A 25,051-nucleotide genomic window follows, 5' to 3' on the forward strand; every position below is an offset into this window, starting at 1 on the left:
CGAACTCCCCGTCAGGTGCGCCCGGGATCCTCGCCGCCCCTCAGCTGAGAGCCGTAGAACGCCAGATGGCTTTCCGCGGCGGTGGTCCAGGTGTGGCGGGCGGCGAGTCGGCGACCCCTCTCCCGGCGCGCGGAGGTGTCGTCCGTGAGCGCGGCGCCGAGTTCTGCGGCGAGGTCCTGGTGGGTGGTCGCGAAACGGGCCGCGCTGTCGAACACCTCGCGCAGGACGGGCAGATCGCGTACGACCAGCGGAACTCCCGCGGCGAGTGCCTCCATTGCGGCCAGTCCGAAGCCCTCCTTGACGGAGGGGAAGGCGAAAGCTGAGGCGGCGGCCACCAGGGGCGGCAGCTCGTCCTCGGCGACCTGGCCCAACACGACCGGTTCGACGCTCAGTTCGGCTGCGCGTGCCTCCCAGCGCGCTCGGTAGTCGCGGTAGTCGAAGAGGGTCTCGCCGCCCGCGATCACCAACCGTACGTCCGGGTGTGCGGAGCGCAGGAGGGCGTACGCCTCCAGCAGGTCCAGCGAACCCTTGCGGGGTTCGATGCCGCCGACGGTGAGGACGTAACGGCCCAGACGGGCCCGCCAGTTGGCGCGGGCGGCCGGATCGGTGGTGGCGAAGCGGTCGTAGGCCACTCCGTTGGGGATGACCGCCGCCTTGAGGCCCCAGCCGTCGGCCAGTTCCGTGGCGACGGCCGCCGACACGCAGATGTGCGCGTACGGCTCGACGATGGCCCGCTCGTGGCAGGCGGCCAGTTCGGGGGTGGTGAAGTGGTCGATGTGGTGGACCGTGCGGACGCAGCGGCCACCGACCGCGTTGGCGCTGATGCAGTCCTGGGCGTGGACGATGTCGTACGCCGCCGCGAAGGGCTCGAAAGCCGTACCCAGGACGGCGATGGAGCGCAGGATTCGTTCGCCGACCGACTCCTCGGGCGGGCTGTCCGGGAACGGCACGATCCGCAGCCGTACGGCGGGGTCGACCGGCCGGAAGAATCCCGCGTCGCCGCCGCGGCCCAGCGTCCACACCGTGACGTCCTGCCCGGCCGCGGCAAGCGCCTCGGCGAGGGCGAGGGTGTGGACGACGCCGCCGCGCGGCTTGGTGGAGTAGCTCAGCAGAGCGATCTTCACGACGGGTTCTCCCGGTAGGCGTCGGGCCGGCGTTCGTCGAGGTGGCGCAGGATGCGGCGGGCGCGGTCGATCTCCTCGGCGACGTCGATCTCGGCGACCGCCAGGCCGGCCTTGGACCAGGTGCGGGCGAGGATGTCACCGCCGGGACCGACCACCTTGGACTGACCGAGGAACCGCATGCCGCCCATGGCACCGGTCTGGTTGGAGGAGGCGAGGACGACCTGGTTCTCGGCGGCGCGGGCCTGGTCGTACAGGTCGAAGAGCTTGGCCTGCCGGTCCTGGGCCATGCGCGGGGCGCGGTTGGTGAGGGACGTGGGCCAGGCGGAGAGGCAGGCGAGGATCTCGGCGCCGTCCAGGGCCAGCGAGCGGGCCGACTCGGGGAACGTCTTGTCGTAGTCGATGAGCATGCCGACGCGGCCCACGGGGGTGTCGAAGGCGTCGAAGCGGTCACCGGGCGCGTAGGCGGCGACCTCACCGGCCGGCAGGTGGACCTTGCGGTGGCGGCCGAGGACACCGTCGCCGCTGACGCAGACCGCGGCGTTGTAGCGCTCGTCGCCGCCGTCCTCGCAGTAGCCGAGGCAGACCACCATCTCGGCGGCCAGGCGGGCGACTTGGAGGATCAGCGGGTCGTCCGGCTTCAGGGCCGGCGGCAGGGCGTCCGGGTCGGGGTGGCGCAGGTCGGCGAGGTAGCCGCCGAGCGCGGCGTCGGGCAGGACCAGCAGACCGGCGCCGGAGGCGCGCGCGTCGTCGATGAGCTTGGCGATGCGGGCCAGGTCGAACTCCAGGTCGCGGCCGAAGTGGGCGGCCGCGGCCGCGATCCGGATCGTGCTCATGCGCTGACTGCTCCCGTGGGTATGTCGTAGGTCTCGGGCCGCCGGTCGCGCAGGTGTCCCATCGACCGGCGGGCGGTCTCCAGTGCCTGTGCGACGTCCAGTTCGGCGACGGCGACGCCGGCGGCGACGCCCGTGTCGGCGAGGATCTCGCCGCCGGGGTCGACGACCTTGGCGCTGCCGACGAAGCGTAGCGACCCGAACGTGCCCGCCTGGTTGGCCGACAGCCACACGATCTGGTTCTCCAGCGCGCGGGCCCGGTCGAACAGGTCGAAGCGGCGTTTCCAGCGGTCCTCTTCGAGGCTGGCGGCCGCGTTCGTCCGGGATCCGGGCCAGGCGGAGACACAGACGCCGATCTCGGCGCCGTCGAGGGCGAGCGCGCGGGCGGACTCCGGGAAGGCCTTGTCGTAGCAGATCATCATGCCGATCCGCCCGACCGGGGTGTCGAAGGCGTGGAAGCGGTCCCCGGAGGCGTAGCTGGCGTCCTCGCTGAGGGGCTGGTGGACCTTGCGGTGGTTGCCGAGGACGCCGTCGCCGGTGACGCAGACGACGCTGTTGTAGCGGGCTTCCCCGGCCGCTTCGCAGTAGCCGGCGACGACCGTCATCTCCCCTGCCAGGGAGGCCAGTCGGCGGATCTCGGGGCCGTCGAGGGCCAGCGCGGGCGGGCCCTCGTCGAGTTCGGTGGAATCGTCGAGGCTGAGCAGATACCCGCCGAGGCACGCCTCGGGCAGCGCCAGCAGGCGGACGCCCTCCTCCCGGGCTTCCTTGATCAGCCGTTCGGCGATCTGGAAGTCCTCCTCCAGGTCGCGGCCGAACTCGGCGGCGACGGCGGCCATGCGCAGGGTGGTCATGCTGTCCCCATCCCGGTCACGGTGGACATGACCGCTTCGGTGATCTCTCCGTCGGGCCAGCGCAGCCCGACGCCTTCTCCTTCGGTGAGCTCCCCGCACACCGCGCCCGTGGCGGGTCCGGCGGGCAGGGGCGGTGCGCCCGGTTCGTCGGCCGTGAGCATGGCGAAGCCCGGGAAACAGGTGAACCAGTCCCCCACCGTCGCCGCTCCCGGCCGGGGCACGGCGGCCACGTCGAGCACCGCGCGGCAGCCGCTCGCCTCGGTGAGCATGCCGAGGGTGCCGGCGATGCCCGCCATGGACACGTCCTTGGCGGCGGCGGGCCGCGCGGCGGCCACCGCGCCGGTCATGGTGCGCAGTTCGTCGCTACGGCGGTGGCTGGTCGAGTCCCATTGGCGGCCCCGGTAGCCCGGGCGCCAGTTCCCGCCGAGGTCGGCGGTGAGGCGTACGGCGTGCCCGGGGCGGCCGCCGCCACCGGGCACCGGCCGGTCCGTGCGGCCGAGCGCGGTCACCGACAGCGCGGCCGGCACGCCGAGCTGGGTGTGGCCGCCGAGCACCGGAATGTCGTACGCCTGTGCCGCCCGGGTCAGTCCGGCCAGGATCCGGGCGGCGTGCGCGGCGTCGCGGGCGCCGACCGCGTCCAGCAGCCCGAGCGGTGCGGCGCCCATCGCCGCGAGGTCGTTGACATTCACGAGGACCGCGCACCAGCCCGCCCAGTCGGGGTCCCGTTCGACCATGGACGGCACGATCGCGTCGCACGCCGCGATCAGGTCGGTGCCGGGGACGGGGGCGCCGTCGTCACCGACGAAGCCCTGGGGTGGGGCCAGCGCGGTGAGGAGTGGTCCGAGGGGGGACTTCGTGGCCGCCGCGAGGGCGGCGACGCGGCCGATCGGCCAGCGCATCAGGACGTGCGGCACGCCCGCCACCGTCGTGTTCCGCACCCGCTGCCAGCCAAGGCGCCGGAACAGCACCTCGTTGCGCGCCTGGACGGTCGCGTCGAACCGCAGCACGCCCTCCGCCTCGGCGCGGGCGCAGGCGGCCCGGACGAGCGCGGCGCCGATGCCGTGCGGGCCGCGGGCCCGGCGGGCGACGACCAGACGCCCGCCCTGCCACCAGCCGAGGTCGGGGCCGTCGTCGACCGGGCACAGGCGCACACCGCCCACCACGGTGCCCTCCGGGTCCTTCGCGACCAGGACGACGGTCCGGGGGTCGGTGTCGTGGTCGTCCAGGTCGTGATGGGCGAAGAGCCCCTGCTCCTGGACGAAGGCGGCGCGGCGCAGCTCCCGGTAGGCGGCCATGTCCGCCGTGCCCTCCGCCTCCTCGATGCGGAAGGCGGGCCGGCGGGCGAGCGTGCTGCGGTCGCCCAGCAGGGCCAGGATGTCCTGCGGATCGTCCACGGTCGGCAGCGCGACGGAGCCGTCGAGGTTCACGGCGCTCACCCGCCCGCTGCCTGGAGCACACTGCAAGCGCCGCAGGCCGCGCAGCCGGCCTTCTGGTCGGCGCCGCTCATTCCGGCGGCGCGCAGCTTCGCGGCGACGCCCTCGGTGACGTACGTCAGGAGTTCCGCGCGGGGTGCCCCGACGCCGTCGCGGGCGGCGAGGGTGCCGCTCATCGGGCGGAACGGGACGACGAACGGGTACACCCCCCGCTCGATCAACCTGCCCGCCCCGGCGACGAGTTCGTCGGGATCCTCCCCCAGTCCGACAAGGAGGTAGGTGGAGACCCGGTTCGGTCCGAAGACGCGCACCGCCTCGTCCCACGCCGCCTCGTACTCGGCCAGCGGGACCGTCGACTTGCCGGGCATCCAGCGTCGGCGTACCTCGTCGTCGAGGGACTCGACATGGATGCCGATGGCGGTGGCGCCTGCGTCGTGCAGGGCGCGGATCCAGGTGAGGTCGCCGGGCGGTTCGCACTGCACCTGGATCGGCAGACCGGGCACGGCCGCCAGTACGGCCCGGACCGACCGTACGAGGGTGCGGGCGCCGCGGTCGGGTCCGGTGGTGGTGCCGGTGGTCATCACCATCTGCCGTACGCCGTCGAGCCGTACGGCGGCCTCGGCGACCTCGGCGAGCTGCGCGGGGGTCTTGGCGGCCACGGTGGCACCCGAGCGCAGGGACTCCTCGATGGTGCAGAAGCGGCAGCGGTCGGACTCGGCGTAGCGGATGCAGGTCTGTACGACGGTGGTGGCCAGGACGTCCGAGCCGTGCAGGCGGGCGATCTGCTCGTAGCGGATGCCGTCGGACGTGGTCAGGTCGTAGAACTTCGGTCGCCGGACAGGAGTGAGGGAGATTCCGGTGTCCTCGTCGCCGAGCCACACCTTGCCGTCCCGCACGGAGTAGGGACTGTGGGGGTTGAGCGGGAGCGCGGCGTTGGCACCGTCGACGAGGACGTGTCCGTCGTCGCTGGGCCCCGCGCCGTCCGGCCGCCGCACGGGCGCGTCCGACGCGACTCCGCGCAGGGCGAGTTCGGCGCGGGTCATGATCCGCACGTCCACCGCCGTACCGCTGTTCCCGGTGCCAACGCTCACGCCGTTCTCCCTACAGCTGGTAGGTGGAGTTGATGATGGCGCCCTTGCGCGCGTAGTGGATCAGCGCGTCCTGGACGTCCAGGGGGTGGGTGGGGATCACGCCCTCGATCAGGTCCTCCTCGCGGGCGCCGTGCAGGGACAGACCGAAGCGGCAGCAGTAGACCTTGCCGCCCTCGGCGATGAACGTCTTGAGCTGGTTGTTGATGTTGTGCTCGCCGGGGAAGGCGGAGTTGCCGGTGGTCGGGAAGCCGCGGGTGGCGAGGCAGTTGAGGGAGCCGGGCCCGTAGAAGTAGATGGCGGTCTCGAAGCCCTTGCGCAGGGCGCGGGTGGCCTGGAGGACGGCGACGAAGGAGACCGAGGACTCGTGGGCGATGCCGTGGACGAGGGTGAAGTAGGTCTCGCCGTTCTCGGCCTGGTAGTCGGGGAAGACCTTGGTGGAGCCGTAGATGCTGGTGCCCTCGGGGAGCGAGGGGTGCGGGATCTCGTCGAGGGACTTCTGCTCGACGTCGGAGAGTTCGGCGGTGACGGCGGATTCGGACATGGCGGTCTCCTTGTGCGTACCGGAAGGGAGGGTGTTGGAGTGTGGGGTCGGTCAGTCGTAGAGCGCGGCGAACGTGTCCCGGAAGACCAGGTCGCCGAGTTCGCCGCCGCCGGTGGCTTCGGCGAGGCGGGCGTACTCGCCGGTGAAGTCACCCCACGGCTGGTCGCTGGCGAAGAGCACCCGGTCGTGGCCGATGCCGCGGCGCTCGATCTCCTGGGCCAGCCAGCGGGGAGTGAAGCCGATGGCCCAGGAGAGATCGGTGTAGACGCGCTTGCCGGCGCTGATCCAGTCGAAGAACCGGGAGCCGACGAGCTTGATGTGGCCGCTCATCCCGCCGCCGAAGTGCACGAGGTGGACGGGCACTTGGCCGGCGTACCAGTCGACGAGATGGCCGATCTCGTCGATGTCGGAGGCGGCGCCGGGAGAGGTGTGGACGTGGACGACGAGGTGGTGTCGGGCGGCTTCGGCGAAGATGCGGTCGAGCTGGGGGCGGCAGGCGGGGTCCGTGGGGCGGCCGCCCAGCAGGAAGCTCAGCTTGAGGGCCTTGACTCCGGGCTCGCCCGCCAACTGGAGGGCTTTCTCGGTGCGTTGGGCGTCCTCGGGGCGCGGGGAGACCCACAGTCCGGCGCGGATGCGGTCGTCGCTCTGTGCGGCTTCCAGCGCCAGTTCGTTGAAGGAGAAGGCGATCGCGGGGTCCGGGACGCCGTAGTTGGGGATGACCAGGGCCCGTTCGGTGCCCTCCGCGTCCAGGTCGGCGATGAGCTGCTTGACGGTGGCGCGGGCGGTGGTGTCCGGGTTGACGGGTGGGCCGCCGTAGAAGGGATAGGCGGGCAGGACGCCGATGTGGCGGTGTGCGTCGTGGACCATGGTGTGGTTCCTCAACCGCGTGGTGTGGTTCCTGAGCCGGATGGTGTGGGTCCCCTGAGCCGGATGGTGTGGTTCCTGAGCCGGATGGTGTGGGTTCCTCAGCCGGATGGTGTGGTTCCTCAGCCGATCGGGAGGGCGGAGGCGAGTTCGCTGGGGGCTCCGGTGAGCGTGCCGCACACGTCGGCCAGGCGGCGCGAGGCGTCGATGTGGTCCGCGAGGAACTCGGCGTCCCGGCCCACCGCCTCGAAGCGGCCCGAGCCCCACGAGTACTGCCAGGGCAGACCGAGGAAGTGCAGGCCGGGTGTGCTGGTGGCGCCGCGCCAGTGCATCGGGTAGCCGCGACCGTCGAAGACCGGGGCCTCGATCCACCGGTGATCGCGCCGGAAGCCGGTCGACCAGATCACCGAGGTGATGCCGGCGGCCTCCAGATTCAGTGCGCGCGGCTGCTCGTGCGGCTCCCAGACGGGGACGTACCTGGGCTCAGTCGGGACGGCGATGCCGTGCGCGGTGATGTGGGCGTCGATGGCGTCCTTGATGCCCTCGGCGACCGCGTCGGCGTGGTCCAGGTTCACCTTCAGGTCGTCGGCGAACTCCAGATCGGTACCGGTGATTGCGGTGAGCCGCCCGTACAGCCGCATGCCGTCGCGGGCGAAGCCGCGCAGGTCGATGTCGCGGCCGCCGTCGCGTCCGGTCACGTAGTGGTTGACCCGCATGCGCACGGCGCCGGCGTCGCCGAACTCGTCGATGGACCTGTCGTAGTGACCCATGTCGTCGAGCCAGGCCACGCAGTCGCGGCCGCGGTAGCGGCGGGCCACACGAGGGGCACTGCCGACGGCCAAATGCACCTGGCGCCCGGCGAGGTGAAGGTCCTCGGCGATCTGGCAGCCGGACTGGCCGGTGCCGACCACCAGGACCGCTCCCTCGGGGAGCTGGTCGGGACTGCGGTAGCGGGAGGAGTGGACCTGGGTGATGGCGTCGGGCAGGCGCTGGGCCATCGGCGGGACGGACGGCGTGTGGTAGGGGCCGGTGGCGACCACCACCTGCTCGGCGGTGAAGTCCCCGGCGGTGGTGGAGAGTTCGAAGACACCGCTCGGCGAGCGGCGCAGCCGGGTGACCGTCACACCCTCCACCAGTGGCGGCCGGAAGAAGGAGACATAGTCCTCCAGGTAGCGGACGATCTCGTCACGGACCATGAACCCGTCCGGGTCATCGCCCTGGTACGGATAACCGGGCAGCCTGCACTGCCAGTTGGGGGTCACCAGGCAGAAGGAGTCCCAGCGGCGCTCACGCCACTCGTGCCCGACCCGGTTCGCCTCGATGACGACGTGCTCGACACCACGCCGACCGAGGCAGTAGCTCATCGACAGCCCCGCCTGACCACCGCCGACCACGACCACCGGGATCGGAGAACTCCCCCCGTCCGTCAGGCTGTCAGGGAGGGCGCCGACCGGCCGTATCGCCGCGGCCGAGCTCACCGCGTGCTCCCGTCGATGCCGGTCAGGGCTTCGACCGTGACCCTGGCATCGCTGACGGTGGCGTACGCGGCGGCGGTCCGCTCGATCTGCGCGAGCTGGTCGGAGGCACCGGTACAGAAGAAGCCGAACTTCTCCTTCACGCGCTCCCCGGCGATACCGAGTGCCGTCCGGCTGCGTTCTACGAAATCACCAAGTGCGTACTGGCTGCCGGGAACGAAATAGTCCTCGACCACCGTGGAGGGGGAATAGCAGCGCTGGGTCATGCCATCGGGCCAGCGCACATGAAAATACATCTCGGGCATGACATCCTCCATGCCGGGCGCCGAGGTCTTACCTCGCCGCTGTCCGTGGAGAACAACTCCAGCCCTCGGGGATTACCGAACCAAGTCATCCGGAATAAAGGGGAGTTGCCAAACCCTCACGCCGGCGCACCGGAAATTCCGTGCCCCTCAGCGGTCAGAGGTCGCCGTGGTCCTGCCAGCCGCACGAACCGCAGATCACGAGACGCAGGGCACGGTCGTCGTGGTGATCGACAGTGACGTAGGGGCGCAGCCGGTCACTGCCGACACCGCACCGCGGACACGTCTCGTACTGACCCAGGGGACCGAAGTCGCTGATGACCACAGGGAGTTCGGGTTCAACCCCCTTGTCGCCGACGGGCGGGTCGGTCAGGGCGAGGCGCGCGATCGCGGCCGCTGCCGCGTCCGTCACGCCGACGGCCAGGCGTACTTGGGGCAGGTGACTCAGCAGGGGTGGCAGAGAGCAGTCGTCGAGGCGGACGGGTACGACGCGTTCGCCTCCCGCCGGGGCGGTGACCCCGGCGGCCTGGGCGGCGTACGACCACAGCAGGACGACGGCGTCCGTCCCGGCAGCGTCTGCGCCGGCGTCGGCATCGGCATCGGCATCGGCGGTTGGCACGACATCGGCACCGGCCCGCGCCAGGGCGGCGGCGAGGGACGAGGCCTGGCGCTCGTCCTGGGGCTGGTACGAAAGTTGAGCACGCACGTTCTCATCATGCGCCTTCATCATGCGTCAGCGAGGCACGCCGTTGGGTCGGAACCGCCGTCGGCCACCCCTCTGACCGCCTCCGACTCGCCGCAACAGTCACGGTCACCGGGCGACTGGGGGCTCCTACTTGGTGCCGACCGTGCGCAGTGTGGCGAGCACCAGTGCCCGGGTGACGGTGACGGTGTCGGTCACGCTGACCTGTTCCTGTGGACCGTGTGCGAGGCGTACGTCGCCGGGGCCGTACTGCAGTGTGGGGATGCCGGCCCCGGTGTACAGGCGCAGGTCGCTGCCGTAGGGGGCGCCTCGCTCGGAAGGTCGCGGGCCGCCGGTGACGTCGGCGTGCGCGTCGGCGACCTGCGCCGCGAGCGGATGCCCGGCCGGCAGCCGCCCGCTGGCGAACTGTCCGCCGGGCCACGTGACCGTGGCGGGGTGGGAGCGCAGCCAGGGGTCGGCCGCGCAGGCTTCGGCCACGCACGCCTCCAGTTCGGTGCGGGCCTGGGCCGGGTCCTCGCCCAGCCGGACGCCCAGTCTTCCCTCGGCCACCAAAAGGTCGGGCACGCTGCTGGCCCAGTCGCCGGAGTGGACGGTGCCGACGGACAGCGGGTAGGGGATGGGGTATTCGGACATGAGCGGGTCGGCGCCGACGTTGCGGCGGGCTTCCAGGCGCGCGAGCGCGTGGTGGATGGGCAGGTATGCGTCGATGGCGCTCACTCCCACGTATCTGGTGCTGCCGTGGGTGGCCCGGCCGGGTACGTGGATGCGGAAGGTCAGGGCGCCGGCGTTCGCCGTCATGAGCGCGCCGCTGGTCGGTTCGGTGATGATGCAGGCGTCGCCGGTGTGGCCGCGTTGGAGGGTGCCGAACGCCCCGAGCCCTCCGTCCTCTTCGCTGACGACGAAGTGCGCGGACACCTGGCCGCGGAGCCTTGCGCCCGCCTCCCGTATCGCGGCCAGGGCGGCGAGTATCGCCACCACCCCCGCCTTCATGTCGCACGCTCCTCGTGCGTGCACCACGTCCCCGGTGACCCGGGGACGGAAGGGGTCGCCGTCCCAACGCGCCAGGTCTCCGGGAGGGACGACGTCGACGTGCCCCTGGAGGATCAGGGTCGGCCCGTCGCCTCGGGACACGGTGCCGCCCACCAGGCCCCACGCCTCGGTGCGCGGGGCCTCGGTGCCGGGAAAACGGGGATGGTCACGTAGCTCGGGCAGGTTCATGGACCACAGGTCGACATCGAGGTCCATGCGCTTCAGATGCCGGGCAAGGACGTGCTGAATCTCTGACTCCGCGGCGCTCCCCGTCACGCTCGGAACAGCGAGGAGTTCCAGCAGCAACCGGGCGATGGCCGCCTCGTCCACCGCGGCCAGGGCCGAGGCTTCCACATCGCTCAGGCTTGCTGTCATCTCACCACTGCTTTCGGCACGTGACGTCAGGACAAGCCGGAGACTATGTTCGGCGGACAACGCAGGCAATCGCACGCCATCGATCAATCGATCATCCGGTACGTACTGCACGACGCGCGGGCCACGTCGTGCTCTCCCGGCTGTTGAACCGGCCTCGTGCGTGATCGGCACCGTGGGACCACTGCCGGCGTCGAGGTCGGCGTCCGCCAGCCCCACCCTGGTTCCGCTCTTCCTCGTCATGTCAGGGGCTGCCTCCCGCCGGAACAGCGCGGTCCAGAGGAACGTCACGCCGAAGAGTGCCGAGTCGGGCGACTCCTGCCGCATGCGGCGCAGTTCGACTTCTGCCAGGTCGGAGAAGATCCAGCGCAGCGAGTCGGGCGTGTAAGCGAGGCCGCCTTGCAGGTCGCGCTCGCGGTAGAGGTCGGCGTCGGCGAGTTCCGAGCCCGCGCCTGCTTCGCCCGCAGCGAAGGCAGTCAGGGCGAGATGGCCGCCGGGGGCCAGGACGCGGTCGAGGAGGCTCAAGTAGCTGACCCGGCGGTGCGGCGGCAGATGGTGGAAGCATCCGGAGTCGACGACCAGGTCATACGGGCCGATCAGCTCGGTCGTGCAGAGGGTGAAGGCATCGCCGCAGAGGAAGCGGACATCGACGCCCTCCTCGTGAGCCCGTTCCTCGCCCCAGGCAACGGCCACCGGGGAGAGGTCGACCGCGTCCACCGTGAAGCCGCGTGAGGCGAGGAAGAGAGCGTTGCGACCCGCTCCGCAGCCCAGGTCCAGGGCCCGGCCGGGAGTGACCAGGCCCTGCTCCAGATAGGCGGCCAGGTTCTCGTCCGGCTTCGCCACGAAGAACGGGACCGGCTTTGACCGGTCGGCATAGAAGCGGTCCCAGAAATCCTGGCCGTCGCCGGTCGCCAATCGGCGGCCTTGGGACGGGGATGCGAACAACCCGTCCAGGAGTGAGAGAACGTCCTCGACGGTGCGCACGGTCCGGTCCACCCGGTCCTCCTCTCGACCGCATGCGATCGTAGAAGCGCAGAGAACAAAGGGCCAGGTCATGCGGATTTCGCGACGCCTGGACGGGGCATCTGCCGGCCTGACAGGAAACCGGCAGGACCCTTCCCGAACCCCGCCCCCGGCGTCCGTCCAAGCACGCCTCCAGCGCCGGGAAGCGCCCCTCTACGCCCACGCCTGGCAGCCTTTCTCCACGAGTTCGCATTCGCCGAGCCGCCGGGGGATGAAGTGGACACGCGCACGTAGCGGACCGGAAGGCTTCGTCCGCGCCGCCTCTGGCGTTCCGGGGGTTGTCTGACATGCCCCCGTGCCCGAAAGTGAAGAACCGCCAACGGCGCTGCCGCGTGGGCGAGTTGACGGGGAATCAGGAGGGTACTTCTCATGACACCGCGCAAGCTGGCCGCGTCGCTGTTTGCCGCGGCCGCCATCGTGACCTCGGCACTCACGCTCGACGGTACGGCCGCCGCCCACACCGGCGGCGAGCTCCGCCACACCGGCCTCCTCACCTCCGAGCGCTTCCGGCAACCGCCACTGACGGCGGCCCAGATGAGGAACGCCGTCACCCCCGAGGCGACCCGGTCCAGCTGGGCGGCCGACTCGCTGAACTGCGCGTACTACTACATATGCGGGAAGGGTGCGAACGGCAACAGATTCGACTACACCACGTGCAACACGACCTACACCCTGCCCAATCTCGTGGGCTGGGGCTCCCTCCACAACAACCAGACGCCGGGCACCAGAGCACACTTCTACGACGTGAACGGCGCGTGGATGTTCTCCAGCGACGCTCCCGACAGGAACGACGTGTACTGGACGCCGGTCTGGTACGTCATCGCCTGCTGAGACCGCCTCGCACCAGGCCAACACCAACTCGCCGCAGATGCCCCGGCGTCGGTGGCTACCGGAACAGATGGTCGAGGTAATAGTCGATGGCAGCGGTTGCCTGTTCGGGGGTGCGCAGGCCCAGGACGACGGGCGGGCCCTGCGAGTCGGCGAGGCCGAAGAGGAGTTCTGCTTCGATGTCGGGGTCGCGGTCCGGCGCGATGTCGCCGGCTTCCTGGGCCATGCGGACGAGGCCGGCGAGGAGTTGGTAGAGGCGGGGCAGCCCATCGACGTAGAGGGCTCGCAGTTTGGGGTTGGCCAGCATGCGGATGAGGTAGGCGACGCCGACGAGCCACTCGCGGCGGCGCCGGTCGTCCCTGGGGATCGTCTCCAGCAGCACCCACCGCAGCGCCTCCCGGGGGGTGGGCTCGCCCTCGGGCCATGTCTGCTCGTTCCACCGCTGCTGGACCAGCCAGTCCTGGTACTCGATCGCGTAGGCGAGCAGTTCGTCCTTGTTGGCGAAGTAGTGCTGGATGCGCCCGGCTGAGACGCCCGCCCGCGCCGCCACGGCCCTCACGGAGATCGCTTCCAGTCCTTGGTCGGCGACGATGTCCAGCAGCGCCTCGGCGATCTGGTCCCGGCGAGCCTTGTGGTCTACCTGTCGCGGCACGTCGACGGGCACCTTCCTTCCGACCTTCCCCGTGCTTGCCTTCGTGGGCGGCTCAGCCTAATGTCGTTTTTACGATACGAATGTATCGCAACGAGGGGCGGGCCTCAGGGGCGCCGCAGCAGCAAGAGGGAGAGGACGGGCCGGACCATGCCGAAGCGACGCTCCACCACCGGCGCCGCGCTGGGCGCGGCCCTCCTCGTGGCGGTGATGGCCACAGCCGATACGGTGCCGAGTCCGTCGGCGGCGGCCGTGCAGCACCCGCACAGGCAGCGTGCCCTAGGCCAGTTACCCGAGGCCCGGTCGGACACCGTCCTGACCCGTCAGGGCCGCCTACAGGGGGTGACCGCCGAGGGCGTCACCACCTATCAGGGCATCCCCTACGCGGCGCCACCGGTCGGCCCGCTGCGCTGGCAACCCCCGGCCGCGCCTCCCACCTGGACCGGCACGCGGACGGCGGCCGAGCCCGGACCGGCCTGCGCGCAGCCCGAGGTGCCGGACTCCGCGGAGGACTGCCTCTACCTCAACGTCACCACGCCCGCCGCTGAAGCGGACCGCGCGGCCCCGCGGCCGGTCGTGGTGTGGCTGCACGGCGGGGCCTTCAGCTCCGGCTCCGGGGATCAGTACGACGCCACCCGGATGGCCCGGCAGGGCGACGTCACCGTCGTAACCGTCAACTCACGCCTGGGCGCCCTGGGCTTCTTCGCCCATCCGGACCTGCCGGACTCCGGGGCCTTCGGCCTGCAGGACCAGCAGGCGGCTCTGCGCTGGGTACGGGACAACGCCGGTGCGTTCGGCGGTGATCCCGGCAATGTCACGCTCATGGGCGAGTCCTCCGGAGGCGCGAGCGTGTGCGCCCAACTCACCTCGCCCAAGGCCGCCGGCCTGTTCCACCGCGCGGTCGTCCAAAGCGGCTCCTGCCTGCAGAACTGGCCCAAGAACACGCTCGCGCCCGGCGACCCCGCCGCCACCTATTTCGCCCGCCAGAGCGAGTTGGCCGCAAAGGGCCGCGGCGCGCTGGGCTGCCGCAGTCTGAAGTGCCTGCGTGCCAAGCCCGTCAAGGACGTGCTGTCCCTCAACGGGCGCTTCCACCAGCCCGCCTACGGGACGAGTGTCCTGCCCGACTCGCCGGCCCGCGCGCTCGCCGCCGGCGACTTCCACCGCGTGCCCGTCCTGCAGGGCAACACCCGTGACGAACACCGGCTGTTCACCGCCCTGTTCACGCTGGACGGGCCGATGACCGCAGCGGACTACCGCCGCCTGCTCACCGAGACCTACGGCCGCCGGCAAGCGGCCCGCATCGCCCGCGCGTACCCGCCCGGTCCCACACCGGCACTCGCCTGGGCCAAGGTCGGCACCGACCGCAGCTGGGTGTGCCCCACCCTGGCCGCCGACCGGCTGCTGGCCGAGCATGTTCCGGTCTACAGCTACGAGTTCGCCGACCGCCAGCCACCCGCGCCCGACCTCCGCCCCGACTTTCCGCTGGGCGCCTACCACAGCGCGGAGCTGCCCTACCTGTTCGGCATGGGCGACCTCCGCCTCGACGACGGGCAGGCCGCCCTCTCCCGACGCATGATCGCCGCCTGGACGTCGTTCGCCAGAACCGGCGCGCCCGGCGACGACTGGCCGCCCTTCCCCCACACCCGCCGGCTTTCCCGGAGCGCGTTCTCCGGGGTGGACGCGGCGGCCGAACACCGCTGCGCGTTCTGGTCGCGCAGCTCCTGACGCTCGAGATCCGCACACCCCCGTGGACCGTACGAACGCCCCCTTCCGGAGGATCCCCATGACCGAAACCGGCACTCCGCTCGCCGAAGCCGACTACCTCGGCGCCACCGCCCGCGAGTTGAGCGAGAAGCGAGCTGGGGCGAAGGTCGCCGCCGGCATCAGCCAGAAGACTCTTTTCCAGCGCCGCGGCCGGATCATCCTCCGCCCCGACCTGCTCGTCCTCACCGGCTGGTCCGACAACGACGATCTCACCCTCACCCGCGCAGACATCACCGCGGCAGAAACGCGCTTCACGCACCTCTACGGCCGTTTCCTCGGCGACCTGCTCAACGCCGGCCAGCCCCTCATCCTCACCACCACCCACGCATCGGCCGACGAGGTGTACCTGCTCATCAACCACCGCGGCTTCCTGGAGACCACGGACGACCGGGCCTGGGCGCAACGCATCGCGCAGTGGCGCCGCGGCTGAGGCGCCGGCACCGCCGAGGTGTTCGCAAGCGGTCAGTGGCCTGCGTGCCGCCCCTTGCCCTTTCCTTTGTCGTTCTTGCCCGGGCGCTCGTGGCGCTCTTCGTCATCGCGTTCACGCAACGGCGTCGTCGTGGACGGAGCGGCAGCCGGAGACGTCGACGTCGAGGCTGCGTCGGCCGGGGGTGCTGAAGTGGCGGCCACAGGGGTGGGAGACGGGGACGGGGCTGGGTCGTCGTCGCCTGAATTCAGTGATGCTCCGAGAGCCATGGCCGCGCTGAACACGGCGAGGCCGGTGCCGTAGAAGGCTGCTTTCGAGGCCAGTTTGCGGCCGCGGCGGGGGCGGGAGTGCCTGGTGGTGGTGTGGGCTTCGCGGGTCAACGGCACGGGGGCCGCCGGGGTGGGTGGGACGGACATCAGGGCGGTGCCGTCCGTCACGTGCCTCCGCGGTGTCCGGTCCTGTCCGGCAAGCTGATCGGCTGCCTGCTCGGCGGTGGGCCGGTTGGCCGAATCTTTCGCGAGCAGGTGCAGCACAAGCTCGGAGAGCTGCTGCGGTATCTCGGGGCGCAGTCGGCTGGGCGGCGGCGGGGTGGCACTGACGTGCTGCTGCACCACGGACAGCGAGGTCCCGCCACTGAACGGAGGGCGTCCGGTGAGGAGTTCGTACAGCACGCAGCCGAGGGAGTAGACGTCGGAGGCGGGCTGGGCGGAGCGGCCCAGGGCCCGTTCGGGCGCCAGGTAGTCGGCGGTGCCCAGGATCTTGCCCGTGGCGGTCAGCGTGCTGTCGGCGGTGGCGAAGCGCGCAATCCCGAAGTCGGCGACCTTCACGGTGCGGTCGGTGGCGAGCATCAGGTTCGCGGGTTTGATGTCCCGGTGGATCACACCCTGCTGGTGTGCCGCTGAGAGTCCGGCGGCTGCCTGGGCGGCGACGGCCGCGGCTTCCGCCGGGGGGAGGACGCCGCGCAGCGCACGTTCCTGGGCCAGGCTCCAGCCGTCGACGAGTTCCATGACCAGGTAGAGCTGGTCATGGTGGGAGCCGAAGTCGTACATCCCCACGACGTTGGGGTGGTTGAGCCGGGCCGCGGTCTGCGCCTCGAGGCGGAAGCGCTCGGCGTCCGCCGCCTCTTCGGCGCGCAGGAGTTTGACCGCCACGAGACGTCCGAGGACCTGGTCGGACGCCCGCCACACCTCGCCCATCGCACCGCGTCCCAGCAGCTCCCGCAGTTGATAACGGCCTGCCAGCAGCTCCTGCACACCCACCCCGATCGCCATGCTGCTCGTACCCTTGCCGATCCGATTGGCATGTTTTGTGGCCATTCGGGTCGCGGGGGCAAGCCTACTGCTCGTTGCGCTGGGGGCGAGCGGGCTACGCGAGACCCCTGGTTCTTGGGTCCATCTTCTCCAGCGCACCTGAGCCCGGGGCCGTCACAGCCTGCCTACTTCAACGGAGACGTGGAGGGGCTACGCGTTCTCCTCGATTACGGCCTCCTCGCCGTCATGTATTTGCTGATCGGCCACGGAATCGCGGCACGCCTCGGCCGCGCCTGACAGCACTCCGGGCTTTGCAATACCCGCCTCGTCAGGCCGCGTTCAGGGGGCCGCGCGCACTGCCGCCGACACCGGACGGGCCGCGCGGGCGGCTGCGGAGTGGTGGTCCGCGGGCGATGCCCGAAGAATCCGCGCAGGAGCATCACACAGGCTGCACACAGGTGATCGCATCCCTGGCTACCGTGACTGGCCAACCTCCCGTGCGAACGCGCACCGGCCGGTGGCCAAGCGGGCCGACGGCACCGCCGACCCAGAAAGACCGGAACACCACAGATGCACTACTGCTCCAAGTGTCGACGCCATCTCAACGGCGCCCTGGTGTGTCCCGGGTGCGGTGCCTACGCCCCGGACATCGCTCCGCCGGCAACAGGCCGTGTCAGTTCGCAGTCGGCGAGCATCGACGGCACGCCGCCCGCACATGCGCTCCACGATCCGTTGGCCTTCGACACATGGCACGACGGCGCGTTGCCGGGCGAGGAGGACGGCGCCGCCTGGGACACCTCCGACAGCGCCGCATCCACCGATGTCGGGGACGTACCCATAGCGCGCGAAGGGCGAGCCGCCCGGCGACGCCAGCTGGCGCGCTGGAAGAAGAACAAACGACGGGCAGCGGTCGCTACGGCCGTCGCACTCGTCGGAGGCGGCCTGACCCTCACCGCGATGGACCGGAACTCCCCCGACCAGGCAAGGGCGGCCACAGCACCGGACGAGCAGAGCATGGGCGGCGTGAAGGAACACACGCCCGCATACGCCCGCCCGGCATCCGCGCCGCCCACCCCCCACCGGTCGTCTGACACTTCCGCGACAGACTCTCCGGCCTCCGGCGCCCCCAGGCAGCAGACCCTCGCGGCCTCGCCCCGCACCACACCGCCGATCGCGCAGCCGGACGCCGCCGCGCCTCCCGCACCGGCTACGACATCGGTTCCCCAGCCGACCAACACCCCCTCCGCCTCCGGCGACAACGACCCCACCGGTACGTCAGCGGAGCAGCCCTCGGCACCCGCACCCACCAACAGCACGGACCCGGGCACCTCCCAGACCGGTTCCGGTTCCACCCCGGCAGCGACGTCGCCGGCGCAGGTGTGCCTGCTCGTGCTGTGTATCGGGTGACCCTGCCGGTAGTACGGCCGAGGCCCGGACGGGCGGCCATCGGACACCAAAGAGAACGGCATTGAGTGGCGTCTACCGGTGCTGTCGGCCGACCGAGACGTGCCGGGGTGCCGGCGCGGCGGCGTCATGGACCGGGACCTGACCAGTTCCCGGCATCTTCAGGCTCCGCCGCGTCCTGGGCCTGCCCGGCCAGTCCGTCCACTCAGCAGCCCAACAGGCCCCGTTCCCCCAACAGCGGCACAACGTGGTCCCTGACCGCGGGAGCCAGCTCGACGTCCTCCTCCGCGCCGGAGATCCAGCGCAGCTCCGCCAGTTCGGCAGCGGGACGAGGCGTCCGGCTGACCTCGGCCTCGTACACCGTCATCCTCATCGGCACCTTTTCAAGGGCCGCCATGGCCTCGACCTCGGCCAGCAGGCGCGGCTCGACTGGCCGGACGCCGAGTTCCTCGTCCAGCTCGCGCGCCAGGGCCTCCAGCGGCATCTCGCCCGGATCGGGCTTGCCTCCGGGCAGATAGAAGACCTCCGGGGCCGCCCGCTTGCTCACCACCAGAAGCCGCCCGGCCCGTACGACGGCGGCCGCCACGACGATCAGCATCTCTCCCCCATCCGCCTTGCCCCGGGCAGCTCTTGTTGCGATTAGTATGCAACAGCCTTAGCTCATCAATAAGGGGCCGAGGTCCATGCCGGAGACCTCGACGGCGCGATCCTGCCGCCCAACCTCCTGCACCACTGGCACCACTGGTGCGACCGCGCTCTCGACGGGAAGAAGCCGACCACTGTGGAAGCCGAGGAGTAAGCAGATGCAGTCCACGACGATCAGGCGGGCCGTCGCGCAGGACGCCGACCGCCTCACCCACCTGATCCAGGCCTCCGGCGCCTACCGGGGAACGTACGCCTCGATCATCTCCGGCTACCGGGTCACCTCCGACTACATCACCCGTCACCAAGTCTTCGTCGCCGTCGATGCCGCCGAACAACTTCAGGGCTTCTACGCCCTGACGCTGGAACCCCCGGAGCTGGACCTGGCATTCGTGGCGGACGCCGTCCAGGGCGGCGGAGTCGGCCGGCTCCTCATCGAGCACATGCTCGGTCAGGCCAGAGCGGCCGGCCTGAGCGAGGTGCGGGTGGTCTCCCATCCGCCTGCCGAAGCGTTCTACCGACGCCTCGGCGCCGTACGGGTGGGCACACTCGCCCCCTCACCACCGAAAGTCTCCTGGGCACGGCCGGAGTTGCGGTTCGCCATCGACTGAAGCCCCCGTCCCGCCCGATGCGACAGGTCTCCCGTATCCCTGGACGCGCTCTCAAGCAACTCTCGAGATCAAAAACCTAGCGTGACCTTATTGCATATGGATTGCAAGAGCTGATCCTCTGCAATACGTGTCGACCGACTACACATCGAGGAGTTGACCGCATGAGCGATCTCATCGTGCTGCCGGGACAGGGACGCAAACTGGTCACCAAGGCGCAGGAAGTCACCTTCAAAGCCACCGGAGCGCAGGGCTCCTCCGTGTCGGTCTTCGAGGTGGTCGTACCGCCCGGTTTCGACACCGGCGCCCACTTCCACGAGCGTTCGCAGGAGTTCTTCTACATCCTGGAGGGCGAGCTGGAACTGATGGCGTTCGAGCCGGCCGAGCGCACGGACGACGACTGGCTCGACTGGGAGTCGGCCGACGGCGACCGCCTCGTCCGCGCGAGCGCGGGCAGCACCATGTTCGTTCCGCCGAACACCCCGCACGCCTTCCGGAACGCCACGGACCAGCCGGTGCGCATGCTGTTCCAGTGCTTCCCGTCGCCCGAGCACGAGCTGTACTTCGAGGAGATCGCGGACATCTGGTCGACCGGCAGGTCCGTGGACCCGGAGGCGGTGGAGCGCATGCGCAGCCGCTACGACGTCAAGCAGATCACGCCGATGCGTTTCCAGCCGCCCGCGGAAGAGACCACTTGACGGTGTCAAGACTCGACGCGGTGAGTCCGTGTGGGAGGCTGCTCGGGTGCTGGGCCTCCCCCATCGCCTCCCCCATCGTCTCCCCCATCGTCTCTTCCTCCGTTCACGCTCGCTTCAGCGGTCGGCCGTCTCGGTGAGGCGGTCGGCGGTCTCGCTCTGCGCGAGGGGCCGGGCCGCGTAGGTGATGCGGACGACGCCGTCGGCATGCCGTTCTGTTCTCGCGCGGACGCCGAAGACGTCGGCGAGGAGCTCCGGGGTGAGCACCTCGAGGACCGGGCCCGCCGCTGCCACGGCACCGCCGTGCAGGACGACCAGGTGGTCACAGAGGCGCGCGGCGAGGTCGAGGTCGTGGAGCACCGCGAGGGTGGTGACGCCGGTCAGGCGGATCAGGTCGAGGAGTTCGAACCGGGCCCGGATGTCGAGGTGGTTGGTGAGCTCGTCCAGGACGAGGAGCTGGGGGTTCTGAGCCAACGCCCTCGCCAGCAGGACGCGTTGACGCTCTCCCCCGGACAGCGAGGCGTAGTCGCGGTCGGCGAAGGGGCGTACGCCGCAGCGGTCGATGGCGTCGGAGACGGCGGCTCCGTCCTCGGCCCCGTCGCGGCCCAGCAGGCCATGGTGCGGGGCACGGCCCAGCGCGACGATCTCCTCCACGGTCAGCCCGGTGGTGTTGCCCCCGGCGTCTTGGAGAACCGCCGCCGTACGGCGGGCCGCCGCCCGTGGGGACAGTTCCCACACGTCGTCCTCGCCGACCTTGACCACCCCGTCCGCCGGACGGAGAGAGCGGTAGACGGTGCGCAGCAGGGTGGACTTGCCGCTGCCGTTGGGGCCGACAAGGCCGACGATCTCGCCCTTGCGGGCCTCAAGGCTCACGTCCCGCAGGATCGGGGCGTGGTCCAGGGTGACGTGGAGCTGGTCGACGGTCAGTTTCATGAGTGTCAGTCCAGGCCCTTGTTGCGGCGCAGCAGCCACAGGAAGAAGGGGGCGCCGAGCAGGGCGGTGAGGATGCCCAGCGGCAGTTCGTTGGGGCGGTTCAGGGTGCGGGAGAGCAGGTCGACGAGGACCAGGTAGACGGCGCCCAGCAGCGCTGTCAGCGGCAGCAGTCGGCGGTGGTCGGCGCCGATGGTGAGGCGCACGAGGTGCGGGATCATCAGGCCGACGAAGCCGATGCTGCCCGCGACGGCGATGACGGTGCCGGTCAGCAGTGCGCTGAGGACGAGCAGGACGGCCCGAAGTCGGTTCACGTCCACGCCGAGCGCGGTGGCCGACTCGTCGCCGGCCAGCAGCACGTTGAGGCGGCGGCCGAACAGCGACAACAGGACGGTGGTGACGAGCACGACCACGGTGACGGTGGGGATCTGGTCCCATCGGGCGCCCGCCACGCTGCCCAGCATCCAGAACATCACCGTCCGCAACTCGGTGGGGGTCGCCTGGAGTTGGACGAAGCTGGTCGCCGAGAGGAAGACGTAGCCGATGGCAACACCCGCCAATACCAGCCGGGTCGGGGCCAGCCGCCCTTGGCGTCGGCCGAGCGCGAAGACCAGGGCGCCCGCCGCGACCGCGCCGACGAAGGCCGCCGCCGACACCCCCAGCCCGGCGAGCGCGGCGCCGCCGCCGAGGGTGATGACGAGGACCGCGCCGAGTGTGGCGCCGTAGGAGAAGCCCAGCACGATGGGGTCGGCCAGCGGGTTGGACACCACCGTCTGGAGCACCGCACCCGTCACCGCCAGGCCCGCGCCGACCAGCGCCGCCAGGAGCACCCGCGGGGTGCGGAAGTTCCAGACGATCTGATCGAGCGCGCGGTCGGAGGGCGCGGCTCCGGCGCCGGTGACGTGGTGGAGGACGATCGACCACACGTCTGCTAGGGGGACGTTGACCGCGCCGATACTGATCGCCACGGTCATCGTGCCGAGCAGCGCGACGGTCAGCAGCGTGAACGCCAGCGGGACCCTCAGCCGGGTCAGAAGGCGTCCGGGTGCAGGGTCTTCGCGATCTTCTCGACGGCCAGGTCGTTGCTGGGGCCGAGGTACATCGAATCGGACAGCGTCACGTACGCGTTGTTCTTGGCGGCCGGCCACTGGGGGAACTCCTTGAGCAGCTTCTTGGCGTACGCCGCCGGGTCGGGGTCGTTGTAGGCGATGACGACGAGGGCGTCGACGTCGGTGGCGGCGACCTTCTCCTTGCTCAGGTCGGCGAAGGAGGTCTTGGAGGCGTTCTCGAAGGCGTTGGTGCCGCCCGCCTCGGCGAGGATGTCGTTGTAGATGCCCTTGGCGACGACCGAGCTGAAGTCGTTGCCGCCCATGGACATGTTGGAGAAGAGCACCATGACGTTCGGTGCCTTCTCCCCCTTCACCTTCTCCGAGACGGCCGCGATGTGCTTCTCGGAGGCGGCGATCAGCTTCTCGGCCCGGTCACCGACGTGGAAGACCTTGCCCATGTCGCGCAGCAGTTGGTAGCTGTCGGCGATGGTCATCTCGGAGGTGTCCTGGTCGCATCCCTGTGGCGAGACATAGCTGTTCGCGCCGACGTTCTTCAGCTGGTCGCGGGTGGCGAAGCCGTTCTTCTCGTCGAAGCCGTAGGAGGTGGTGGACAGCACCAGGTCCGGGCGCAGGCCGAGCATGGCCTCGCGGGGGATGTCGTAGGCGTCGTTGAGTTCGACGTCACCGGTGGGCAGCTTCTTGATGGCATCGGCCCGGCCCGCGACCTCGGACGTGCCGTAGGTCTGCTGGTTGGCGACGATCTTGTCGCCGAGGCCGAGGGCGAGAAGGGTGGAGACCTCTGCGACGGAGGCGCCGTTCATGACCACGACCCGGCTGGGCGCCTTCTCGAAGGTCTCCCTCCGGCCGCAGTTGTCGAGAGTCACCGGATAGCCGGCCTTCGGGGCCGCGGCCTCGGTGCTCTGGTCGCTCGCCTTGTCGTCGGACGACGACCCACAGGCCGCCGTGAGGAGACAGCAGGCTGCGGCCAGGGCGATGGCCACCGGCCGGTTGATCGACATTCGGGCTCCTTGATTGAGCGTTGAACCCCCTGGTCCGACGGGTTCTGTTGCAGTAGTCGGGGTGAAATAGCCATGAGTTCCCGGCCGTTGGGGACTATTTCGCCGGCACCTGGTCTCCGCGCCCGCGCGGGACGTGGTCCGTGAAGGCGTGCACCTTCTCGCCCCAGCGCTCGTCGGGAATCCCGACCACGACCGCCTCACCCACTCCGGGGTGTCCCAGTACGTTCTCGATCTCGGCCGGGTAGACGTTCTCCCGGCGACGAGGATGGCGTCCTTGATGCGATCGCGGATGACGAGGTAACCGTCGTGGCCGGGGAGTTCCCGCGATGTTCCGCCAATTCACCCGAGGCGAAAGGAAGTTGAATCTCACAGTCAACTCTCACCCCGGGCCGCCGCGCTCCTGACGGCGCCGCCCGGTGCGGGGGCGGCGCCGCCAGGAGCGGTGTTCACACGCGGTCAGCCCGCCTCGGTGCTCGGCGTCTCGGAGTCCAGGAGCAGCCGGTCCAGGCTCACGCGGGCGCGGGACACCCGGGAGCGGACGGTGCCGACGGGACAGCCGACGAAGCCGGCCGCCTCCTCGTAGGACAGCCCGACCACCTGGGTCAGCAAGAACGCCTCCCTGCGTTCCTCGGGCAGCGTCTGCAACAGGTCGAGCAGGGCCACGCCTTCGTCGAACCCCGGCAGACCGCACGGCTGGTTGCGCTCCGCCGCCGTCTGCCAGTCGGTGGTGTCGGCGATGCGGGGACGTACGGCGGCACGGCGCAGGTTGTCGACGACCGCGCGCCGGGCGATCGACAGCAGCCAGGTGCGGGCCGAAGCCCGGCCCTCGTAGCGGTGCAGGCTGCTGAACGCCCGCGCGAAGGTGTCCTGGGTCAGGTCGTGGGCGGTCTGGGGGTCTCCGCTGAGGTGGGTGACGTATCGGAGGACGTCACCGTGGAGGGCGCGGACGAAGTGGTCGGCCGCCTCGGGGTCTCCGGCACGGGCGGCCAGCGCCCAGGCGGTCGCCGAGGCGTCGGCGGTGGCGCGGTCCGCGCAGGGAACAGGGAGGACAGAGATCATCACGTGTGTCCTTCTCGGGTCTTCCGGCGCCAGGCCCGCAGGAGGGCGCGGCTCACCGGCACATGGGTGCGGCCGTACGCGAGAGGTACGGCGGGGTCCGGAGCCCGGGACGAATGGGCCGCTCATGGCAGCGCGTGCACGCTGGGGCGAGGGGCCTGCCAGAGGCCCGCGCGCGAGTGCGCCGCAGGTCAGGGAGGCGGAGGGGCTCCGGTGGATCCGGCTGTCTCAGATGACAGCGGCACCCGTGGGCGGACCACGGAAGGTGAGGGCAGAGCACAGCAGCAGGCGCACCGGTGCCGGGCAGGCGGCACCACGCCACCGGCGCACACGCGGAGGACCCGACGGCACGGGCAACGCCAGCAGCAGCCGCAGGGGCGCCGCCAGCCAGGCCGCCGCCGCCCGCAGGAGCCGGAAGACGGCGCGCTCACCGTAGGCCAGCCACAGTCCGCACAGGACCGCGGCCACCAGGTGCGCGGCGAACATGCCGACCGTGGCGGCACCGCTCGTGCCGCCCATGCCGTGCATGTGGTCCATGCCGACCGCGCCGTGCCCGAGGTGAGCGGCGGACCCCATGTCCATCCCGCCCATGAAGCCCATGTCCATCGCGCCCATGGAGCCCATGTCCATCGCGCCCATGGGCATCGCGCCCGCGCCGATGCGGGGCTTGGGCGCGGCCGTCGGGGAGAGTGTCTGCGCCAGGGAGAAGGTCTCGTGCAGCACCGCTTGGACGGCCGTGACGACGGCGACGATCAGTGTGCGGCCGCGCTCACGCCCGGCCAGCAGCCAGCCGGCCGCACCGGTCGCCGCCGCACCGGCGCCCATCGCCCACCACGGGACGGGGGTTCCCGACATCATCGCGTGACCGAGGGCAGCGAGCAGCACGCAGACGGCGGCGAAAACACCGGCCCGCGTCGCGCGGCATCCCCCTCGGACAGTCATGACCCGCCCATCCTCGCACCCGGCGTCCGGTCGTCGTCAGGGGGTACGCGGGAAACCCCGTCCCCTGACTCACGTCCCGGAAGGTGACACGGCTCACAACGGCCGGCGCCTTCACCGGCCCGCTGCGCCGCAACTCCAGGGTGGGGGGCA

General features: G+C 70.8%; 25 protein-coding genes and 2 pseudogenes. 6 read left to right on the forward strand and 21 right to left on the reverse strand.

The genetic code is table 11. The annotated features are described in order from the left end of the window. Positions 1–11: 11 nt before the first annotated feature. The 12 genes and pseudogenes from EJC51_RS02885 to EJC51_RS02940 all read right to left on the reverse strand — a co-directional run. Positions 12–1,124, reverse strand: a complete 1,113-nt coding sequence (locus tag EJC51_RS02885; RefSeq protein WP_126269535.1) for an MSMEG_0565 family glycosyltransferase — start codon at positions 1,122–1,124, stop codon at positions 12–14. Then, positions 1,121–1,957, reverse strand: a complete 837-nt coding sequence (locus EJC51_RS02890) for a carbon-nitrogen hydrolase family protein (RefSeq protein ID WP_126269536.1) — start codon at positions 1,955–1,957, stop codon at positions 1,121–1,123. Before EJC51_RS02890 ends, EJC51_RS02885 begins: the two co-directional genes overlap by 4 nt. After that, on the reverse strand, positions 1,954–2,805 hold the full coding sequence (locus EJC51_RS02895) for a carbon-nitrogen hydrolase family protein (protein WP_126269537.1): 852 nt from the start codon (positions 2,803–2,805) through the stop codon (positions 1,954–1,956). Before EJC51_RS02895 ends, EJC51_RS02890 begins: the two co-directional genes overlap by 4 nt. Beyond that, on the reverse strand, positions 2,802–4,241 hold the full coding sequence (locus EJC51_RS02900; RefSeq protein ID WP_244362440.1) for an MSMEG_0567/sll0787 family protein: 1,440 nt from the start codon (positions 4,239–4,241) through the stop codon (positions 2,802–2,804). Before EJC51_RS02900 ends, EJC51_RS02895 begins: the two co-directional genes overlap by 4 nt. Then, entirely contained in the window at positions 4,238–5,329 is a 1,092-nt protein-coding gene (locus EJC51_RS02905) for an MSMEG_0568 family radical SAM protein (protein WP_244362443.1), read from the reverse strand. The genes EJC51_RS02900 and EJC51_RS02905 overlap by 4 nt, the downstream gene beginning before the upstream one ends. A gap of 10 nt (positions 5,330–5,339) precedes the next feature. After that, the gene (locus tag EJC51_RS02910) at positions 5,340–5,870 is read right to left on the reverse strand and encodes an MSMEG_0572/Sll0783 family nitrogen starvation response protein (protein WP_097259534.1); all 531 of its coding nucleotides are present in this window, start codon (positions 5,868–5,870) and stop codon (positions 5,340–5,342) included. Between the two features lie 51 nt (positions 5,871–5,921). Next, positions 5,922–6,737, reverse strand: a complete 816-nt coding sequence (locus EJC51_RS02915) for an amidohydrolase family protein (protein WP_126269538.1) — start codon at positions 6,735–6,737, stop codon at positions 5,922–5,924. 119 nt (positions 6,738–6,856) lie between these two features. Further along, on the reverse strand, positions 6,857–8,212 hold the full coding sequence (locus EJC51_RS02920; RefSeq protein ID WP_244362446.1) for an MSMEG_0569 family flavin-dependent oxidoreductase: 1,356 nt from the start codon (positions 8,210–8,212) through the stop codon (positions 6,857–6,859). Continuing rightward, positions 8,209–8,514 carry an MSMEG_0570 family nitrogen starvation response protein gene (locus EJC51_RS02925; protein ID WP_126269539.1) on the reverse strand — a complete coding sequence of 102 codons (306 nt, stop codon included), beginning with the start codon at positions 8,512–8,514 and terminating at the stop codon, positions 8,209–8,211. Before EJC51_RS02925 ends, EJC51_RS02920 begins: the two co-directional genes overlap by 4 nt. Positions 8,515–8,668: 154 nt before the next feature. After that, positions 8,669–9,217 (reverse strand): hypothetical protein, encoded by a 549-nt coding sequence (locus EJC51_RS02930; protein ID WP_166682814.1) that lies wholly within the window; start codon positions 9,215–9,217, stop codon positions 8,669–8,671. Between the two features lie 126 nt (positions 9,218–9,343). Then, complete coding sequence (locus EJC51_RS02935) at positions 9,344–10,618, reverse strand: ArgE/DapE family deacylase (protein WP_425276835.1); 1,275 nt, start codon at positions 10,616–10,618, stop codon at positions 9,344–9,346. Positions 10,619–10,867: 249 nt separating this feature from the next. Continuing rightward, positions 10,868–11,611: pseudogene (locus tag EJC51_RS02940) on the reverse strand (class I SAM-dependent methyltransferase); the annotation flags it as partial. 396 nt (positions 11,612–12,007) lie between these two features. On the opposite strand from EJC51_RS02940, the gene EJC51_RS02945 reads away from it, so the two are divergent. Next, the gene (locus tag EJC51_RS02945; protein ID WP_126269541.1) at positions 12,008–12,469 is read left to right on the forward strand and encodes a hypothetical protein; all 462 of its coding nucleotides are present in this window, start codon (positions 12,008–12,010) and stop codon (positions 12,467–12,469) included. 55 nt (positions 12,470–12,524) lie between these two features. On the opposite strand, the gene EJC51_RS02950 is transcribed toward EJC51_RS02945, so the two are convergent. Then, entirely contained in the window at positions 12,525–13,118 is a 594-nt protein-coding gene (locus EJC51_RS02950; protein WP_126269542.1) for a TetR/AcrR family transcriptional regulator, read from the reverse strand. 147 nt (positions 13,119–13,265) lie between these two features. Between EJC51_RS02950 and EJC51_RS02955 the strand changes: the two genes are divergently transcribed. Both EJC51_RS02955 and EJC51_RS02960 read left to right on the forward strand, forming a co-directional pair. After that, positions 13,266–14,840: a carboxylesterase/lipase family protein gene (locus EJC51_RS02955; RefSeq protein WP_166682815.1), complete on the forward strand. Its 1,575-nt coding sequence runs from the start codon at positions 13,266–13,268 to the stop codon at positions 14,838–14,840. A gap of 58 nt (positions 14,841–14,898) precedes the next feature. Next, positions 14,899–15,309 (forward strand): hypothetical protein, encoded by a 411-nt coding sequence (locus tag EJC51_RS02960; protein ID WP_126269544.1) that lies wholly within the window; start codon positions 14,899–14,901, stop codon positions 15,307–15,309. Between the two features lie 32 nt (positions 15,310–15,341). Here the strand turns inward: EJC51_RS02960 and EJC51_RS02965 are convergent, their stop codons facing one another. Next, positions 15,342–16,577 (reverse strand): protein kinase domain-containing protein, encoded by a 1,236-nt coding sequence (locus EJC51_RS02965; protein WP_126269545.1) that lies wholly within the window; start codon positions 16,575–16,577, stop codon positions 15,342–15,344. 549 nt (positions 16,578–17,126) lie between these two features. On the opposite strand from EJC51_RS02965, the gene EJC51_RS47615 reads away from it, so the two are divergent. Beyond that, complete coding sequence (locus tag EJC51_RS47615; protein ID WP_425276779.1) at positions 17,127–17,963, forward strand: SCO2400 family protein; 837 nt, start codon at positions 17,127–17,129, stop codon at positions 17,961–17,963. A gap of 202 nt (positions 17,964–18,165) precedes the next feature. Here the strand turns inward: EJC51_RS47615 and EJC51_RS02975 are convergent, their stop codons facing one another. Next, complete coding sequence (locus tag EJC51_RS02975; RefSeq protein ID WP_126269547.1) at positions 18,166–18,558, reverse strand: NUDIX hydrolase; 393 nt, start codon at positions 18,556–18,558, stop codon at positions 18,166–18,168. A gap of 205 nt (positions 18,559–18,763) precedes the next feature. On the opposite strand from EJC51_RS02975, the gene EJC51_RS02980 reads away from it, so the two are divergent. Further along, positions 18,764–19,213, forward strand: a complete 450-nt coding sequence (locus EJC51_RS02980) for a GNAT family N-acetyltransferase (protein ID WP_126269548.1) — start codon at positions 18,764–18,766, stop codon at positions 19,211–19,213. Positions 19,214–19,374: 161 nt separating this feature from the next. Further along, entirely contained in the window at positions 19,375–19,908 is a 534-nt protein-coding gene (locus EJC51_RS02985) for a cupin domain-containing protein (protein ID WP_126269549.1), read from the forward strand. 114 nt (positions 19,909–20,022) lie between these two features. On the opposite strand, the gene EJC51_RS02990 is transcribed toward EJC51_RS02985, so the two are convergent. From EJC51_RS02990 to EJC51_RS03015, 6 genes and pseudogenes are all read right to left on the reverse strand, one after another. Continuing rightward, positions 20,023–20,838: an ABC transporter ATP-binding protein gene (locus tag EJC51_RS02990; RefSeq protein ID WP_126269550.1), complete on the reverse strand. Its 816-nt coding sequence runs from the start codon at positions 20,836–20,838 to the stop codon at positions 20,023–20,025. A 5-nt stretch (positions 20,839–20,843) separates the two neighbouring features. Next, complete coding sequence (locus EJC51_RS02995; protein WP_126269551.1) at positions 20,844–21,809, reverse strand: FecCD family ABC transporter permease; 966 nt, start codon at positions 21,807–21,809, stop codon at positions 20,844–20,846. Between the two features lie 56 nt (positions 21,810–21,865). After that, the gene (locus EJC51_RS03000; RefSeq protein WP_126269552.1) at positions 21,866–22,903 is read right to left on the reverse strand and encodes an ABC transporter substrate-binding protein; all 1,038 of its coding nucleotides are present in this window, start codon (positions 22,901–22,903) and stop codon (positions 21,866–21,868) included. A 142-nt stretch (positions 22,904–23,045) separates the two neighbouring features. Next, positions 23,046–23,209: pseudogene (locus EJC51_RS03005) on the reverse strand (AMP-binding enzyme); the annotation flags it as partial. Between the two features lie 150 nt (positions 23,210–23,359). Then, complete coding sequence (locus EJC51_RS03010; RefSeq protein WP_126269553.1) at positions 23,360–23,962, reverse strand: sigma-70 family RNA polymerase sigma factor; 603 nt, start codon at positions 23,960–23,962, stop codon at positions 23,360–23,362. Between the two features lie 225 nt (positions 23,963–24,187). Next, positions 24,188–24,901 (reverse strand): hypothetical protein, encoded by a 714-nt coding sequence (locus tag EJC51_RS03015; RefSeq protein ID WP_126269554.1) that lies wholly within the window; start codon positions 24,899–24,901, stop codon positions 24,188–24,190. Positions 24,902–25,051 lie beyond the last annotated feature (150 nt).

It is taken from the genome of Streptomyces aquilus, from assembly GCF_003955715.1.
Taxonomy (GTDB): domain Bacteria; phylum Actinomycetota; class Actinomycetes; order Streptomycetales; family Streptomycetaceae; genus Streptomyces; species Streptomyces aquilus.

Coding starts and splice junctions, on each gene's coding strand:
- EJC51_RS02890 (WP_126269536.1), bottom strand. CDS start 1,957: ATGAGCACGATCCGGATCGCGGCCGCGGCCGCCCACTTCGGCCGCGAC.
- EJC51_RS02895 (WP_126269537.1), bottom strand. CDS start 2,805: ATGACCACCCTGCGCATGGCCGCCGTCGCCGCCGAGTTCGGCCGCGAC.
- EJC51_RS02910 (WP_097259534.1), bottom strand. CDS start 5,870: ATGTCCGAATCCGCCGTCACCGCCGAACTCTCCGACGTCGAGCAGAAG.
- EJC51_RS02915 (WP_126269538.1), bottom strand. CDS start 6,737: ATGGTCCACGACGCACACCGCCACATCGGCGTCCTGCCCGCCTATCCC.
- EJC51_RS02925 (WP_126269539.1), bottom strand. CDS start 8,514: ATGCCCGAGATGTATTTTCATGTGCGCTGGCCCGATGGCATGACCCAG.
- EJC51_RS02935 (WP_425276835.1), bottom strand. CDS start 10,618: ATGACAGCAAGCCTGAGCGATGTGGAAGCCTCGGCCCTGGCCGCGGTG.
- EJC51_RS02945 (WP_126269541.1), top strand. CDS start 12,008: ATGACACCGCGCAAGCTGGCCGCGTCGCTGTTTGCCGCGGCCGCCATC.
- EJC51_RS02955 (WP_166682815.1), top strand. CDS start 13,266: ATGCCGAAGCGACGCTCCACCACCGGCGCCGCGCTGGGCGCGGCCCTC.
- EJC51_RS02960 (WP_126269544.1), top strand. CDS start 14,899: ATGACCGAAACCGGCACTCCGCTCGCCGAAGCCGACTACCTCGGCGCC.
- EJC51_RS02965 (WP_126269545.1), bottom strand. CDS start 16,577: ATGGCGATCGGGGTGGGTGTGCAGGAGCTGCTGGCAGGCCGTTATCAA.
- EJC51_RS47615 (WP_425276779.1), top strand. CDS start 17,127: ATGCACTACTGCTCCAAGTGTCGACGCCATCTCAACGGCGCCCTGGTG.
- EJC51_RS02975 (WP_126269547.1), bottom strand. CDS start 18,558: ATGCTGATCGTCGTGGCGGCCGCCGTCGTACGGGCCGGGCGGCTTCTG.
- EJC51_RS02980 (WP_126269548.1), top strand. CDS start 18,764: ATGCAGTCCACGACGATCAGGCGGGCCGTCGCGCAGGACGCCGACCGC.
- EJC51_RS02985 (WP_126269549.1), top strand. CDS start 19,375: ATGAGCGATCTCATCGTGCTGCCGGGACAGGGACGCAAACTGGTCACC.
- EJC51_RS02990 (WP_126269550.1), bottom strand. CDS start 20,838: ATGAAACTGACCGTCGACCAGCTCCACGTCACCCTGGACCACGCCCCG.
- EJC51_RS02995 (WP_126269551.1), bottom strand. CDS start 21,809: ATGACCGTGGCGATCAGTATCGGCGCGGTCAACGTCCCCCTAGCAGAC.
- EJC51_RS03000 (WP_126269552.1), bottom strand. CDS start 22,903: ATGTCGATCAACCGGCCGGTGGCCATCGCCCTGGCCGCAGCCTGCTGT.
- EJC51_RS03010 (WP_126269553.1), bottom strand. CDS start 23,962: ATGATCTCTGTCCTCCCTGTTCCCTGCGCGGACCGCGCCACCGCCGAC.
- EJC51_RS03015 (WP_126269554.1), bottom strand. CDS start 24,901: ATGACTGTCCGAGGGGGATGCCGCGCGACGCGGGCCGGTGTTTTCGCC.